The organism is Ulvibacterium marinum, from assembly GCF_003626755.1.
GTDB lineage: Bacteria > Bacteroidota > Bacteroidia > Flavobacteriales > Flavobacteriaceae > Ulvibacterium > Ulvibacterium marinum.
This window is the reverse complement of sequence record NZ_RBCJ01000001.1, coordinates 221,414-235,993: the sequence shown is the minus strand read 5'-3', so window position 1 is coordinate 235,993 and position 14,580 is coordinate 221,414. Positions and strand designations below refer to the sequence as shown.

The following is a 14,580-nucleotide window of genomic DNA, read 5'->3' as shown; positions in this document are numbered from 1 at the left end:
AAGAAATTATGAGTAGTAGAAGAAAAGTATTGAAAACGTTATCCGCCCTTCCTTTGGTCGGGGGCTTATTAGGACCTGAATTGCTAAGGGCAAAAGTGTTGGAGGAAACCGTTGTTAAACCTTTATCCAGGGACTTCTTTAAGGAATTGGGAATACGGACCTTTATAAATGCAGCGGGAACCTACACTTCAATGACCGGATCATTGATGCCAAAAGAGGTTACCGATGCCATTACCTATGGTACATCGGACTACGTTAACCTGGATGAATTACAGGATAAGGTTGGGGAGCGTATCGCTCAATTATTGAATTGTGAATATGCCACGGTATCATCAGGTTGTTTTGGCGCCATGAGCATTGGAATGGCTGGCGTGCTATGTGGAACGGATCAAGAAAAGGTGAAGCAATTGCCCAATACGGAGGGCATGAAAAATGAGGTCATCCTTCAGGAATCCCATAACATAGGATATACCCAGGCCTTGACCAATACCGGTGCAAAACTGATCAGGGTAAAGACGGCCAAGGAATTGGAAAAGGCCATCTCTAAAAAAACGGCCATGCTCTGGTTTTTGAACGCTAACACAGAGCAAGGGGAAATAAAACAAGAGGAGTTTATTGCTTTGGGGAAAAAGCATAACATCCCTACCTTTATTGATTGTGCGGCAGATGTTCCACCGGTGGAGAACCTTTTTAAATTTACCAAAATGGGTTTTGACCTGGTAGCATTTTCGGGAGGTAAAGGCATCCGAGGGCCTCAAAGTGCAGGGTTATTACTGGGCAAGAGAAAATATATAGAAGCTGCCCGTATGCATACCCCGCCTAGAGGTACAACCATTGCCCGAGGGATGAAAGTTAATAAAGAAGAGGTTTTGGGGATGTTGGTGGCCTTGGAACTTTATTTGGCCAAGGACCATAAAAAGGAATGGCAACTTTGGGAAGACCAGATTAAATTGATCAGTGATAATGCCAAATCCGTAAAGGGAGTAGAAACTGAAATTCATGTTCCGCCACATGCCAATCATGTACCCAGTCTAAGAATACGATGGGATGAAAATGTGGTGAAAATCTCAAAGGATGAAATGAGGAAAAAACTTCGCGATGGACATCCTTCCATTGAGACCGTTGGGAACAAAGAAGAAGTGGGAATCACTACTTGGATGATGGAGCCCGGACAAGAACGCATTGTAGCTGTCCGTGTTAAGGAAATCCTGGAGAATGCTTAGAATTAACTTTTAAAAAACCTAAAATGAAAATAGTTTTATCCGCCGCCGCCCTGCTCTTAATTATTTCTTGTCAAACGGTTCATGAAAACAAGCAAGACGCTGAAACCGAAACTAAGATAGAAAATACGGTGCCGGATGGTTATGATCCGGAGGCAAAGCTATCTGAATTGGGCATTGAGCTTAGCACGCCTTCTGCTCCAGTAGCCAATTACGTAAATGCCGTACGGACGGGAAATCTGATTTTTTTAGCGGGCAAAGGCCCATTAAAGCCGGATGGTGAGAACATTACCGGAAAATTAGGAGGCAACCTGACTATAGAAGAAGGTTATGAAGCCGCACGTATTACAGGAATCAACCAACTTTCCGTGCTTAAGGCGGAATTGGGCAATCTAAATAAGGTAAAGCGCATCGTAAAAGTATTGGGTATGGTCAACAGTACCCCTGATTTTACCGACCAGCCCAAGGTAGTAAACGGGTATTCCGATTTAATGGTAGCTGTTTTTGGAGAAAACGGCAAACACGCCAGGGCAGCTGTGGGTATGGGAGCTTTACCAAGTGATATTGCTATAGAGGTGGAGATGATCGTTGAAGTGTACGATTGATAAGGAGCCTATTTCAAATACAGACTTTTATTCTTATCCTGTGCGGATCCTATGTATTCGCGCAAAAGGTTACCCATGTCCTTGAGAAGGATATACCCTATTATGATTTAGAAACACGGGCCTCCGACGCATATATAAAGGAACGTTGTAAGCTGGATGTGTACTTTCCCAAGGACACAACCAACGTTTCCACAGTTGTTTGGTTTCATGGTGGGGGACTGGAATTTGGTGAGAAACATATTCCTGAAGGTTTATTGGAAAAAGGCGTGGCTGTTGTAACGGTGAACTATAGGATGCACCCCAAAGTTAAACATCCGGTATATATTGAAGATACGGCTACAGCAGTGGCGTGGACATTCAAAAACATTGAGCGGTATAATGGGAATCCCGAAAAGATTTTCATTACCGGGCATTCCGCGGGAGGCTATCTGGCGAGTATGGTTGGGCTCGATAAGCAATATCTCGAAAAACATGGAGTCGATGCAAACGATATTGCGGGGTTGATTCCTTTTAGCGGACATACCATTACCCATTTTACAATTAGAAAGGAAATGGGGATTGATGGTACACAACCAATTATAGACACCTACGCTCCACTGTTCCATGTTCGAAAGGACGCTTCACCAATGTTATTGATTACGGGTAATCGCAAATTGGAACTATTGGGTCGTTATGAGGAAAATGCCTATTTCTATAGAATGATGAAAGTAGTGGAACACCCGGATATAGAACTCATGGAATTGGATGGCTATGGTCATAATATGGTGTATCCCGCCATTCCTTTGTTGTTGAATTTTGTCAATGAGAAATCCAAGTCAATAGATACGGATTAACTCAATTTGAAATGAGTTGGCCTACAAAATCGACTTCCAAAGCAAATGGATTTAAAGTTCTATCTATAAGAATACTTATACTTCTTCGGGTAAGCTCTACATTTTCATTGTATTCTTGATGGAAATCCCAAGATTCCCACTGGTTTTGGACTGAACCCCAAGGATAATCTGGTTTTATTTTTTCAACAAGTTGCTGAACAAATTTGGGTGTAGTGCCTGCTCCCGAGGCATGTATTTTTTCTATTTCGGGATAATAGGGGAGTAACCCTTGTTTTAATTCGTACTGGGAAACGATGCGTTCCGGGTAAAACCAAGTTTGGTTGGCCCATTTATAGGGTACGCCAACCCCTTTTAAAATCCCGGTAGCTCCCATACGTTGCATTTTGGCAAAAGCGGAATCATTGCTCTGCATATCAATAAACGGCATTACATAAGCCTTGCTTTTCAATAGGGCATTTTGCACTTGCCGGATGGATACTTGTGAAGGCTGTTGGTTCTCCATTATTGCGGTCGCTGCCAAGGCGCCTGCCGCTTGTCCAATACCCAACACCACGGGCTGAAGGCGCGTAGCGCCATTTACGATGTTGGAAACGCTAATGTTCTTTTCGGCTACGATAAAGTTTTCCAGATCGGCCGGGACCAAACTGCCCAAAGGCACGTTGTAGCTGGGCACTTTGATATTGATAAAATCAATTTCAGGGGCGTCGGGATTCTTATCATGATGGTGGTCTATGGGGTAATCGCCTACGGCAACTCCGGTACGGTATAAAGTAAAATCATACGGCCTTTCCACATGATCTACGGTTAAAAAGACCTTTCCTTTTACCCTTCGCGCCTCACGGTCGTAGGGTATCATAGGGAAATTATCTTTGGTCGGGAATTCTTTGGCGACCCGAAGATTTTTGAAACCTAGTTCATTTTGAATATAATACACAAAGCCTTGGGTAAATTGCTTTGCCTCTCTCAATCTTTCCTTTCGTTGTTGGGAAGTCAATTCGGGCCAATTAATATAAAAGTCATTGCCGCAATTGGGCCAGTTCATCATGTATTTGTTATTGGGAAGTTTACCATAATCCAGCATTTGTTGACAGTTGGATACTCCCCCGAACATTTCGCCATCCTCACGTTTACAAGCACATTCATAATTTTTCGGGTCGTAGTTTTTTGGCTTTTTCACCAGACCGCGCCTTCCCCGGGCACTGCCAGTGTCCTCCAAAATCAGAACATAGGTCAAATCTTGGACAATGCTATTGGCCGTTTCTGGAGCTTCCTTTTCGCCGGTATCGCCTTTGGAGTCCATCCCTAAACGAAAGTCGGCCCCAACCATAGGTAAAAGTTCCCCAATCTCGGTAGCGTCGATTAAGATTTTGGCGTGGGTCGTATATGTTTTTCCATTTTGGACATAGGTCACCTTCCAGCCCTCCCCTTCTTTTTTGACATCGGTATATTGGGCATTAAAGGCGATATCCAGATTAGGAATATCGGCCATTTCCTGTAGGATTTGATTTCCTACCGAAGGTTCAAATAAGGTGTGGCTCACCCAACCCGTGGCCAAAGCTTTGGCACCACCGTAGTGATTCCTTAATTTTTGGCGAAACTCTCCCCAAATGCCCGATGGCATCTCATGATTGCCATCAATGGCGGAAACTCCGGCAGATGTAAGCATTCCTCCGAGCCAGGGTGTCGTTTCGATAACCTGAACTTTTGTCCCCATACGGGCCGCTTGGATACCGGCAGAGGTACCCCCGGCACCGCCACCAATAATTACAATATCCACTTGATTTTGTGCATAGGCGGTAAGCAACCAAAAGAAAAGGAAGGAGGTAATTCTTAATTTCATGGTTTCGCGGGATTTCATTTATTGCTCTAATTTTGAATAGGGCCAATGGGTATATTCGGCCAGTAATTCGGCTACTTTTTCTGGGTATTTAGCGGACAGATTGGTCATTTCCGTAGAATCCATAGCCATATTGGTTAGAAAAAGTTTGTCTTTTTCAGGGTCAAGCCTTCCCTTATCAGAACTATCCCAAGGGTCGCCTATCAGTTTCCAATCATTTTTGCGTACGGCCCATGATCCATTATTCTGCCAGATAAAGGTTTGGTGTTTGGAAGGTATATCATTGTTTTTGAGAATGGGCACAAGGCTTTTTCCTTCTAAATTGGAAGGCGTAGCTATACCACAGAGTTCCGCTATGGTCGGAAACCAATCAATATTAAGGGCCATTTGATTTCTGCTTACGTTTTCCGGTAAATGTCCTTTCCAGCTGATGATGGCCGGGACACGAATACCGCCTTCGAATAAACTAAATTTTGCCCCTCGGAACGGGCCAGCACTGCCGCCACCGCCAAAGGTGCGTTCTTCCTTGGAGTATCCATGGTCCGATTGAAAAATTATAACCGTATTTTCTCGTAGACCCAGGGCGTCCAGTTTTTTAAGGAGTTTTCCGATTCGCTCATCAATGGTGGATACGAATGCCGCATATTCTTTTCGAGGGGAATCCAGGTCTTTGTAATACGCACGCCATTTTTCATCAGGTTGTAACGGATAGTGGGGAAGATTAATGGCATAGTATAAGAAAAAGGGCTCCATGCTATGTTGATCGATAAAGGCTTCTGCTTGGGTTGCCATCAAATCAGGAAAATATTTTCCATCGGCCCAGATTTCCTTACCATTTTCCCAAAGATCATGGCGATTGGGACCATGCCAATAGAAGAAATGGGAATAGTTATCGATGCATCCTCCCATATGGCCATAGGAGTAATCAAATCCCTGCCCATTGGGCATGGTCTCCGGAGTATAGCCTAAATGCCATTTCCCCACATGACCTGTAGCATAACCGGCTTGTTTCATCATTTCGGCCAAGGTAAAACGGTCGGTTGGCATGCCTGTCTCGCCCTTGGTAGAGGAAGCATTCCCAGGTAGACCCGCGGCATGTGGATTCATCCCGGTCAACATAGAGGCCCTGGATGGGGAGCATACGGAAGCAGCTGCATAGAACTGCGTGAATCTTACGCCCTCATGCGCCAGTTTATCCATATTGGGCGTATGGAGGTCCTTGGAGCCATAACAGTTGACATCGGCCCAACCTTGGTCATCCGTCAAAATTAGGATGACATTGGGTTTTTTCGACACTTTTTTCTGCCCTGAAACAAAAAATACCGTTAGGAATAAAAAGTATAGGCTCGTGCTGTATTTTAGTAATAGTTTTAATTTGAATGTCACTACTGCTTTACATTTAGTTTAGGGTATAATTTACTAAAAAACCGCTCGTGTTCCTTTAATCCCTCATAAAAGAAAAAGACCTCACTATCCAGGCCCCGTTTGCGATTGGTTTTTATCATTTTCCTCAAAAATCGTTTTGAAGGTACGTAGTCGCCTACTTTTAAGAGTACCCCAGGTATTAGTTCGGTTTCCCGATTTTTGGGCATGAATTCCAAATTGGCATCTAGAGTGGTGGTGTAGGCTTTGAGGTTATAACGATATACCTGTGGGATAATGGCATCTACCCAGCCGTTTTGGACCCAAGTCGGCCAATCTTGTAGATATTCTTCCTTGCTCCAAGGAAAGATACTAGGGGCCATAGTCACCACGATATCCGACTTTAGGATTTTTACCGTCTCATAGATTCTTTTGGCAAAAAGATTCAACCGTTTGGCACGCCAATCGACCCAATCCGGATCTTTATAATCTTGGGGAGGTGCTTGGCCATTGTGCTCTTTTTTGTACAAGGAGATGGTGAGTTCATCATACCCTGCGGTAGAAGGGTTGGCCGGTAGGCGGTCATCGCCTTGAATACCGTCAATATCATAGTTTTCTACAACTTCGGAAATTAGGGAAAGTAGAAAATCCTGTACTTCTGGGTCAAAGGCATTCATCCACTGGAAACCATTTTTTGAGACCAGCTTGCCCTCATTATCCAAAGCTTTCCACTCGGGCCTTGTCCTAAGGATATGTCCACCATCCTCTTCTTGGTAACTGCTGGAAAATCCAAACTCGAACCAGGCATGCACTTTTAGTCCTTCGGCATGTGCAATGTCTATCAGTTCTTGTAAAATATCTTTGTCGGCAAATCTAGGAGAGACCTTTTTCCCAAATTCCCTTTGCATAACTTCACTGGGGTAAAGTGTGTGACCTCTGTTCCATACGACCACATAAACTTGGTGAATGCCATAGGTCTTACAACGCCACACTACTTCTTGAATACCTTCCTTGGAATCCAGAGCTTGGCTGGCCACATCCGTAAGCCACACTCCTTTCTGGGTTTGGGAGAAAGAAAAGGGACTTATGGATATCAAGCAAAAAATTAAAATGCAACCAATCTTGTTAATTGGACATGGCCCTTCCGAATTTGAAGTTGGCCGTTTTCTGTGGCTTTTTACTGTAGGTGCAAAACTAGAAGCCATTTTCCAAAGTTTTCCATACTTCCAATAAGGCCCGAGGGACGTGGAAGCAACCTTTCCATTTACCACCTTTTAAATGAAGAAAAACTTCTCCTTGTCGGTTTAGATAGCCGTACCATTCACCACCGTTTTGTTTATCACGAAAATGATTCCAAGCGTACTCATGTACTTTTTCGAACCATATCTTTGCTTTTGGATTTTGATTATAGGCATAGGTCTTTGCCAAAGCTACTAGGGTTTCCAAATGCACCCACCAAAGCTTTTGATCATGCTCCAATTGCTGCGGAGGATGACCCTTAAAATCCATGAAATAAAAAATGCCCCCGTATCTCTTGTCCCATCCATGTTCCAATTGCTGGAACATGATTTTTTCTGCCTTTTCTATAAGTGCGTTATCATTTTTACGGATTCCGAGGTTCATTACAAACCACATCGCTTCAATAGCGTGCCCTGGATTGAGCAATCGACCTTCAAAACTATCCACAAACTCTCCAGTTTCTGAAATATTTTCCAGGACTAGACCACTTTCTTTGTGGTAGAATTTGTTCATAATCAAATCGACTATGGAATCTGTCACCTTTTCTACTTGTTCGACACCCAACAAATGTTCCAGTTCCAGAGATGCATTACATAGGATCATGGGTAAGGCAAAGTTCTGGAGATTGCGCGTGCCCGGATATATCTTGTTGTATTTTCCTTTTGGATTTTCTTGCCGTCTTAGGATATTGTCAAAGGTGGTCTTGGCAGTATCGGCATAGCGTTTTTTAGGTTCTATTTTAAATAAGGCTCCAAAAGCCATAGCAGCAAAACAGTCCGAAAAAATATTGTAGGGTTGTACTAAGGGATTCCCTTTTTGATTTAGGGAAAAATACCAGTTACCAGCGGTATCTCGCCCATTTTTTTCCAGAAAACCTGCCCCAAGAAGCGCAATTTCTTTCCAGGCAACTTCCTTATGTACCTCTTGGTATAAATTTGAAAATGTCCATATTTGCCGGGCCTGCAACCAAATAAACTTATCGGTATCATAAATATGTCCTTTATCATCAAGGCACGTAAAATAACCACCGTTCTCTTTGTCCAAAGAATATTTTTCCCAGAATGGAACAATCTGGTCAAGCAGTTCTTTTTTGTATAACTCTGCGTACTGTTTCAAGAATTTTTATTTTTTGTACCTGGCATACTTTAGATGAACCAACAGTTATTACTATATTTTAAAGTATTCCATATACCGATTATATAGGTGCCCTGCTTGCAAATAGGCCGACTGTGGACTCATGAAATGGGAGAACTCAAAAGTAATTGCCTTTTCGCAGCCGGCACGTCTCGCCGCCTCAAGTTTCAGCATTAGTTTTTCAAATTTTATAGGGAGAAATTTTATGGGCATGTCCCTGTCGAATGACTCTGAATTTGTCCAGGACCGTAACCCGTATTTGTCCGCCAAGGATTTATTAACGCTCAGATAATTCTCCAATTCATTGTAGCCTACATGACCATCCTGAAAGGCGACAACGTCAACGCTATTTTTAATGCCATCAAAAATTTCGTCCCATTCTTTTTCATGTTCTTTGAGTGAAATACCAGATGCTTTGGTCAGTTGCCCCTCCGTTGCGGCTATTGCCTTTTTTCCATCTATCCATGGGGATATCAACACAGGCAATCCACTACTTACCGCCTTGCAATGGTCACCCAATTGTGCAATAGATTCGACGGCCCCCTTGGTCTTACGGCTTAATTCTAGACTCAAATACCAGCCGCCAAAACTTTTGTAATGGCCATAGGTTTGGTAAACTTCCTCAATAACATGAAGGTTTACATCTATTTCATGCCGCATATCCCCGGTTTCCCAATACTTGCCACTGTCATAGGTGCCAAAATAAAAGGTCATATCATACTTTTCGGAAAGCTCAAGGAACAGTTTGACCAAATCCGAACTAGGACGAAATCGATTGTATTTTTCAATTAAATATTCTGAGGGATAGGTCAAAAATTGATGGTACCCACAACGAATTAGAATTACGGTATCGATACCCATTTTTTTCATATGGGCAAAATCGGCATCCCATTCTTTGGCCCCCCAATTCTGATGAGGTATGTCGTGGCTTATCTCGTCAAGGAAAGTTCCCGTGATTTGCATTATACAGTATCATTTTTACCTCTATGAAAACAGAGAACAATTCGCTGAATTCGTATGGACTTTGACCGATTTTGCGCCTAAGATAGCCAAAGTTTTGTAGTGGTTTTTGTACTGGGGTCGCTTTTAGGTGAATCTTTTATTATTTGATATATTTATGATGAATTAGTAGTAGGATAGCACCATGAAAAGAAACGACTTCATCAAACAATTAGGCCTTTTATCGGCTGCCGGCGCCCTCGGTATGGAGCAACTGATTGCCCGTTCATTTACAAAACCCGTTATGGATTCTATGGATAAAATAGGAATACAATTGTTCTCATTGCCCGCCTTGTTGGAGAAAGACTTCGAAGGAGGAATTCAGATGCTCTCCAAAATGGGCTATACCGAATTGGAAATGTTCGGGCCTTTCGAGTTTAGTGCGGAAAGTGCAAAGAAAGGTTGGGAGGCCATAACTCCCATGTTGGGTTTTACAGGAAGCGGTTTTTTTGGACATTCGGCAGATAAGGTAAAGGCAATCCTGAGTGAAAATAGAATGTCGGTGCCATCGGTGCATAGTGATTTGGATACCTTGGAAAGTAATATGGAAGCTTTTGCCCCTGCCATGGAAATGTTGGGATTCAAATATGTAACCCTACCCGCCATACCGGATGATCGGCGTAAAACTATGGACGATTATAAAAAGATGGCCGATACCTTCAACACCATTGGAGAGAACGCCAAAAAAATCGGGCTGAAATTCGCCTATCATAACCATGGTTATGGACTTAGCAAGGTGGATGGTAAAGTGCCTTTTGAGGTTATGATAGAAGCCACAGACCCCAATTTGGTGTTTTTGGAAATGGATGTTTTCTGGACAACTGCGGGAAGGGCAAACCCCGTGGAATACTTAAAAAAGTACTCTGGGCGTTATCATATGATGCACATTAAGGATATGAAACCCATTACCCATTTTTCTGGTGATGGTTCCGATGCTCCACAATGGATGGAACTCTTTCCATTAATGACCAATGCGGGTGACGGTGATATGGACTTGGATTCCATTATAAAGACTGCCAAGGAACATGGCGCCAAACACTTTTTCGTAGAGCAGGATATTGTAAAACAGCCTGAAGTTGCCTTGAAAGTAAGTATCGATTATTTAAAAACGGTTTAGTCCGCTATTTTTGAAGCGGAGTTAGTATCCAAAAACAAACTAGTATTGGGATGTGTTCTTAAAACGGTAGCTGGACATTTTGTGCTGATTTCTTCGTTCAATGTATTGTAAACTGCCTCCGCCTTTCGTTCGTCCGGTACCACGCAACTAATAGTCTTGCAGCCCATAATTGCCGGGATGGTAAGTGTAAGGGCCTGTTTGGGAACATCATCCAAAGTCGGAAACCATCCTTCTCCCAATTGTTGATTTCTACAGTCTTCATCCAAAGAAACCAATTTAACCCATTTGGGATCGTTGAAGTCGGCAACAGGAGGGTCATTGAAGGCTATGTGACCATTTTCACCAATCCCGATACAAGCGACATCTATGGGATGTTGTTGCAAAGCTTTGGAGTAATTGTCCATCTCCTTTTCCAAATCTGGGGCATCGCCATTCAGAAAATAGATTTTTTTTGGAGCTACCGAATCCAGGATGCGTTCCTTTAAATACTTCCGGAAACTTGCCGGGTGTTGGTCTGAAATGCCTTTGTACTCATCCAAGTGAAAAACTGTAATTTTTTTCCAATCGATTGCTTTCCGCTGCAAAGCTTTCAAAAAAGAGAATTGTGAGGCCCCAGTGGCGAGAATAAGGTTCGCCTCTCCTTTTTGTTGTATGGCCCCGTTCAATTTACTTTTTACGAAATCGGCCGCTGCCTCTCCCATTTCGTTGGGGTCACCATAGACGGCCGCCTGTAGTTGATCGATTGTGAATGATTTTGTCATTTTGAAGGCTTATAGAAATTCAGTAATTGCAAACCAAGTGGTAATCAAGGAGAACAGAATTACCAGAATGATTCCAAAATTTAGTTTTTTGCTAGCTTTATGATCCTGCATCAACCCTTTTTTATTGATCAATACAAAGATTGGAATAGCTACTGCAGGAAGGATACAGGCCTGAAAAGCTTGTGAGAAAATCATCAAGGCAGGGGGTCTCTCTTCAAGGAAAACGGTGCCGAAAGCAAAGAGCATGGCCCCAAATATGAGCCATCTGGACTGTGCCGAATGTATATTTCTAGGTCTTCCTGTATAATCAGCAACCAGCCATGGGGCGATTAATACTATTGGGAATATAGTAGAAAGCCCAGCCCCGGCTATCCCTATGATGAGTATAAAAGCGGCTAATTTTCCTCCGATTGGCTCAAACAGTTCGATCATTTCTATGGTATTCTCCAATTTGAGCCCTGATATGTGTAATGTGCCAGCAGCTACGGCCATAATGACCCCACTTAATAAAAGCATCATAGCGGCGGATACAAACGCGTCGCGCTTTTCAGTTCTTAAATCGTTAATGCCCCACCCTTTTTCAGCCACTACGGTACTTCTAATAATGAATACAGCAGCCGAACAAGTGGTACCGGTAATGGCGGCAATCAGGCCAAGGGCCCCAGGAGTATTTGGGATATTAGGAACAATACCTTCTGCCAATGCTGAAAAATTGGGTTTGACCATGAAAAAAACAACTATAAATGAAAGACCCATTACAATGACCAGTATCGTCAATACCTTTTCAAACGTCCTATATCGACCATACCAAAGCAGAAAATACAGAATGATGCTAAAAAAAAGAATAATCCAAAAAGTTTTAATGACCAACCCATCGAAAGCAAGGCGAATACCTTCTTGGACCAGATCGGCTACGATGCCCATAACGCCCATTAAGGCCAATAGTTCCCCAATGATAAGTGCGATGATGATATACAGCGAGAGTACCCATCCCCACTGGAATTGGGTCTTGAAATTGAATAGGGCGGTCTTGCCACTGACCAAGGTTACCTTACCATAGGCCACCATGAGAATATACGTGAAAATACAGGAGAGTACCAAGGCCCAGAAAAGTCCCATACCGTGTTCGGCCCCAGTTTTGGCCATGGTGGTAACACTACCCGTACCAATATTGTAGCCAATAAGAAATAGGCCGGGACCAACGGCAGCCATGGCCAAGAGCAATTTTCGGTAAAGAGATTTGTTTTTCATGGATCAATCCTGCTTATAGACCAGCTTCCCGTCAACATAGGTTTGTTTAATGACCACTTGATTGTCTTCTATGGAAAAAAGAATAAGATCCGCTTGTTTGCCTACTTCAATTTCTCCCAGTCCGTAAAGGGAAAATAACCTTGCCGGATTGGTACTCGCCATTTGAATGGCATTTTTTAGGGAGCACCCGGTATAATCCAGCATCACCCCAACACATTTACTGATGGGAGATGCTGCACCTGCCAGTACATTTTCCTTGGGAAGTTTTACGACATCCGGGGTAAGTACTAATTTCCGTTCCCCCCGTACGTATTCCCCGGGAGGTAAGCCGGCCAAATCCAGGGCGTCGGAAACTAAAATGGTATTCTCAACACCTTTGGCCTTATAGAAGGTTCGTACTTCTTCCTGCGTTAAATGAAAACCGTCTGCTATTATACTGACCGTAATGGCATCATTGGACAATTGTGGCCAAATAGGGTTATGATGACGGTTGATTTCATTGGCACATCCATTTCCTAAATGTGTGCCCATTTTAGCACCTGCGTCAACGGCAAGTTGTATTTGCTCGGCAGAGCCGTTATGATGCCCCAATGAAACAACAACGCCGCTTTCCACACATTTGCGAATAAAAGGAATCGCCCCATCAATTTCTGGGGCAACGGTTATCAACTTTATACCATTTTCTGCTGCTTCTTGGAGTTCTTGAAATTCCTTCCAATTTGGCTTCCTAATGTATTTTTCCAAATGGGCCCCACGAAAACCGGCCAAGGGAGAGATATAGGGTCCTTCCAAATGAAACCCGGGAATGGACCGCCCTATTTCGGGATTTTTGCGGGCTTCCGCCAAAATGGCGAAGTTTTTTTTTATTCGATCCAGGTCACTTGTGATAATGGTCGGAAAATAGGTGGTGACCCCGGCCTTCCATAGTGCTTTGGTCGCTTTTATAACTCCTTCCACAGTGAGGTCCGGTCCGGAAAAATCGACCCCAACGTACCCGTTGATCTGTACATCTATCAAGCCAGGGGCTATATATACGTCTGGTCCATCGGTGTTCTGGTTTGGTTGTTCCACCGCGGAAATCTTGCCATTTTCCAAGGAAACTAAAACAGGGTTTTCATCCAGATAGCTGATACCATGGAGTGTAATCGTATCGACAGATTCAATAGGAATCATTAAGGCCAGTATAAAGATGAAACATAAGGTCAAAAATTTCATTGTACTAATTTTTATTCATTCTAATGGGCCACATTCTCCCATTTTCCACTTTCCACGGATTTTTCAAGAGCTTCCAAAACGGCCACACAATGAATGATGCTTTCATGACTTCTGGGTTCTTCACCGGTTTTGAACATATGAACCATATCTGCATAATTTTTGGCCGGCTTTTTATCTTCTACTCTTGAAGTCAATTCTTGTATGCCCTCATCTGTTTCAACAAAGGTGCGCCATCCGTATTTTTTGGTGGTGAAAATCAAGGTGGCCAACATCCCATCCTGAAAAACAAGACTGGCACTACTGTTTTTTCCGTTTTTATGAACCTGTACTTTTTCTACCGTATCTCCGAACATATATAGCAAGGGCTGGACAATGTGCGCTCCATAAAAAAATATTCCCCCATATTTGGATTCCAAATCTACGGGCCCATACCGAACTACTTGGTTGAGGCTCCCCATATGTTGTAATTGTTCCTTAATATCAAAAGTCTCATAACTGTGGGCAATGGAACTAAAAGAGGTAACCGGTGTGCCATATTTACGGGCCATTTTTAAAAATTCCATTCCCTCTTCGGCACGGTAACAGAAGGGTTTATCTATAAAGGCCGGAATCCCTGCCTTAATAAAAGGAACGGCTGGCTCAAGATGAAATTTTCCATGCCGATGGTCCACGATAAGGGCATCTATTTTTCCGAGCATTTCATTGGGATCCTTTACCATTTTAGGAATATTGCCTTTTTCCATGGCGGTTTTGGCGAATTCCTCGGTTTCTCCCCAAACATACTTTACTTCCATTCCGGGGAAGGTTTTGTCAATATTAAACAACTTTCCAAAGCCTGCGGTATGTGAGTTTTCGGCACCTATAATGCCAATGATGAATGGTTTGGAGGCTTTATTCTTTTTACTGGTCAATTGTGAAGCCAGTCCTAATGGCATGGTCATCGTTGCCGATAGGAGCATGCCTTTCCCAGTTTTGTTTAAAAAAGATCTTCGAGTAGTCATATTGTG

Annotated in this window: 13 protein-coding genes; 4 read left to right on the top strand and 9 right to left on the bottom strand. The window is 43.1% G+C overall.

Features of this window, described 5'->3' with window-relative positions; all coding sequences use genetic code 11:
* Window positions 1–8 precede the first annotated feature (8 nt).
* Genes D7Z94_RS01110 through D7Z94_RS01100 form a run of 3 tightly spaced genes read left to right on the top strand, consistent with a single transcriptional unit; the run spans window position 9 to window position 2,658 of the window.
* Window positions 9–1,223, top strand: coding sequence for an aminotransferase class V-fold PLP-dependent enzyme (locus tag D7Z94_RS01110; protein ID WP_120709672.1), 1,215 nt, complete (start codon window positions 9–11; stop codon window positions 1,221–1,223).
* Between the two features lie 23 nt (window positions 1,224–1,246).
* Window positions 1,247–1,825, top strand: a complete 579-nt coding sequence (locus D7Z94_RS01105) for a RidA family protein (RefSeq protein WP_120709671.1) — start codon at window positions 1,247–1,249, stop codon at window positions 1,823–1,825.
* Window positions 1,822–2,658, top strand: coding sequence for an alpha/beta hydrolase (locus D7Z94_RS01100; protein ID WP_120709670.1), 837 nt, complete (start codon window positions 1,822–1,824; stop codon window positions 2,656–2,658). Before D7Z94_RS01105 ends, D7Z94_RS01100 begins: the two co-directional genes overlap by 4 nt.
* A 1-nt stretch (window position 2,659) precedes the next feature.
* Here the strand turns inward: D7Z94_RS01100 and D7Z94_RS01095 are convergent, their stop codons facing one another.
* The 5 genes from D7Z94_RS01095 to D7Z94_RS01075 form a co-directional block, all read right to left on the bottom strand.
* Complete coding sequence (locus tag D7Z94_RS01095; RefSeq protein WP_120710821.1) at window positions 2,660–4,498, bottom strand: FAD-dependent oxidoreductase; 1,839 nt, start codon at window positions 4,496–4,498, stop codon at window positions 2,660–2,662.
* An 18-nt stretch (window positions 4,499–4,516) separates the two neighbouring features.
* Window positions 4,517–5,791: a sulfatase-like hydrolase/transferase gene (locus D7Z94_RS01090; RefSeq protein ID WP_120709669.1), complete on the bottom strand. Its 1,275-nt coding sequence runs from the start codon at window positions 5,789–5,791 to the stop codon at window positions 4,517–4,519.
* An 89-nt stretch (window positions 5,792–5,880) separates the two neighbouring features.
* Window positions 5,881–6,954, bottom strand: coding sequence for a glycoside hydrolase family 10 protein (locus D7Z94_RS01085; protein WP_211341735.1), 1,074 nt, complete (start codon window positions 6,952–6,954; stop codon window positions 5,881–5,883).
* 97 nt (window positions 6,955–7,051) lie between these two features.
* Window positions 7,052–8,212, bottom strand: coding sequence for an AGE family epimerase/isomerase (locus tag D7Z94_RS01080; RefSeq protein WP_120709667.1), 1,161 nt, complete (start codon window positions 8,210–8,212; stop codon window positions 7,052–7,054).
* A 51-nt stretch (window positions 8,213–8,263) separates the two neighbouring features.
* Entirely contained in the window at window positions 8,264–9,193 is a 930-nt protein-coding gene (locus D7Z94_RS01075) for a DUF4434 domain-containing protein (protein ID WP_120709666.1), read from the bottom strand.
* A gap of 181 nt (window positions 9,194–9,374) precedes the next feature.
* On the opposite strand from D7Z94_RS01075, the gene D7Z94_RS01070 reads away from it, so the two are divergent.
* Window positions 9,375–10,346 carry a sugar phosphate isomerase/epimerase family protein gene (locus D7Z94_RS01070; RefSeq protein ID WP_120709665.1) on the top strand — a complete coding sequence of 324 codons (972 nt, stop codon included), beginning with the start codon at window positions 9,375–9,377 and terminating at the stop codon, window positions 10,344–10,346.
* On the opposite strand, the gene D7Z94_RS01065 is transcribed toward D7Z94_RS01070, so the two are convergent.
* The 4 genes from D7Z94_RS01065 to D7Z94_RS01050 are packed head-to-tail and all read right to left on the bottom strand — an operon-like array spanning window position 10,343 to window position 14,574.
* A complete protein-coding gene (locus D7Z94_RS01065) occupies window positions 10,343–11,107 on the bottom strand; it encodes a glucosamine-6-phosphate deaminase (protein WP_120709664.1) in 765 nt (254 codons plus the stop codon). The two genes, D7Z94_RS01070 and D7Z94_RS01065, sit on opposite strands and share 4 nt — an antisense overlap.
* Window positions 11,108–11,116: 9 nt before the next feature.
* Entirely contained in the window at window positions 11,117–12,358 is a 1,242-nt protein-coding gene (locus tag D7Z94_RS01060) for an Nramp family divalent metal transporter (RefSeq protein WP_120709663.1), read from the bottom strand.
* 3 nt (window positions 12,359–12,361) lie between these two features.
* Window positions 12,362–13,573, bottom strand: coding sequence for an N-acetylglucosamine-6-phosphate deacetylase (locus D7Z94_RS01055; RefSeq protein ID WP_120709662.1), 1,212 nt, complete (start codon window positions 13,571–13,573; stop codon window positions 12,362–12,364).
* Between the two features lie 20 nt (window positions 13,574–13,593).
* A complete protein-coding gene (locus tag D7Z94_RS01050; RefSeq protein ID WP_158594567.1) occupies window positions 13,594–14,574 on the bottom strand; it encodes a Gfo/Idh/MocA family protein in 981 nt (326 codons plus the stop codon).
* Between the last annotated feature and the right edge of the window lie 6 nt (window positions 14,575–14,580).

Coding starts and splice junctions, on each gene's coding strand:
- D7Z94_RS01110 (WP_120709672.1), top strand. CDS start 9: ATGAGTAGTAGAAGAAAAGTATTGAAAACGTTATCCGCCCTTCCTTTG.
- D7Z94_RS01095 (WP_120710821.1), bottom strand. CDS start 4,498: ATGAAATTAAGAATTACCTCCTTCCTTTTCTTTTGGTTGCTTACCGCC.
- D7Z94_RS01105 (WP_120709671.1), top strand. CDS start 1,247: ATGAAAATAGTTTTATCCGCCGCCGCCCTGCTCTTAATTATTTCTTGT.
- D7Z94_RS01055 (WP_120709662.1), bottom strand. CDS start 13,573: ATGAAATTTTTGACCTTATGTTTCATCTTTATACTGGCCTTAATGATT.
- D7Z94_RS01050 (WP_158594567.1), bottom strand. CDS start 14,574: ATGACTACTCGAAGATCTTTTTTAAACAAAACTGGGAAAGGCATGCTC.
- D7Z94_RS01060 (WP_120709663.1), bottom strand. CDS start 12,358: ATGAAAAACAAATCTCTTTACCGAAAATTGCTCTTGGCCATGGCTGCC.
- D7Z94_RS01070 (WP_120709665.1), top strand. CDS start 9,375: ATGAAAAGAAACGACTTCATCAAACAATTAGGCCTTTTATCGGCTGCC.
- D7Z94_RS01075 (WP_120709666.1), bottom strand. CDS start 9,193: ATGCAAATCACGGGAACTTTCCTTGACGAGATAAGCCACGACATACCT.
- D7Z94_RS01065 (WP_120709664.1), bottom strand. CDS start 11,107: ATGACAAAATCATTCACAATCGATCAACTACAGGCGGCCGTCTATGGT.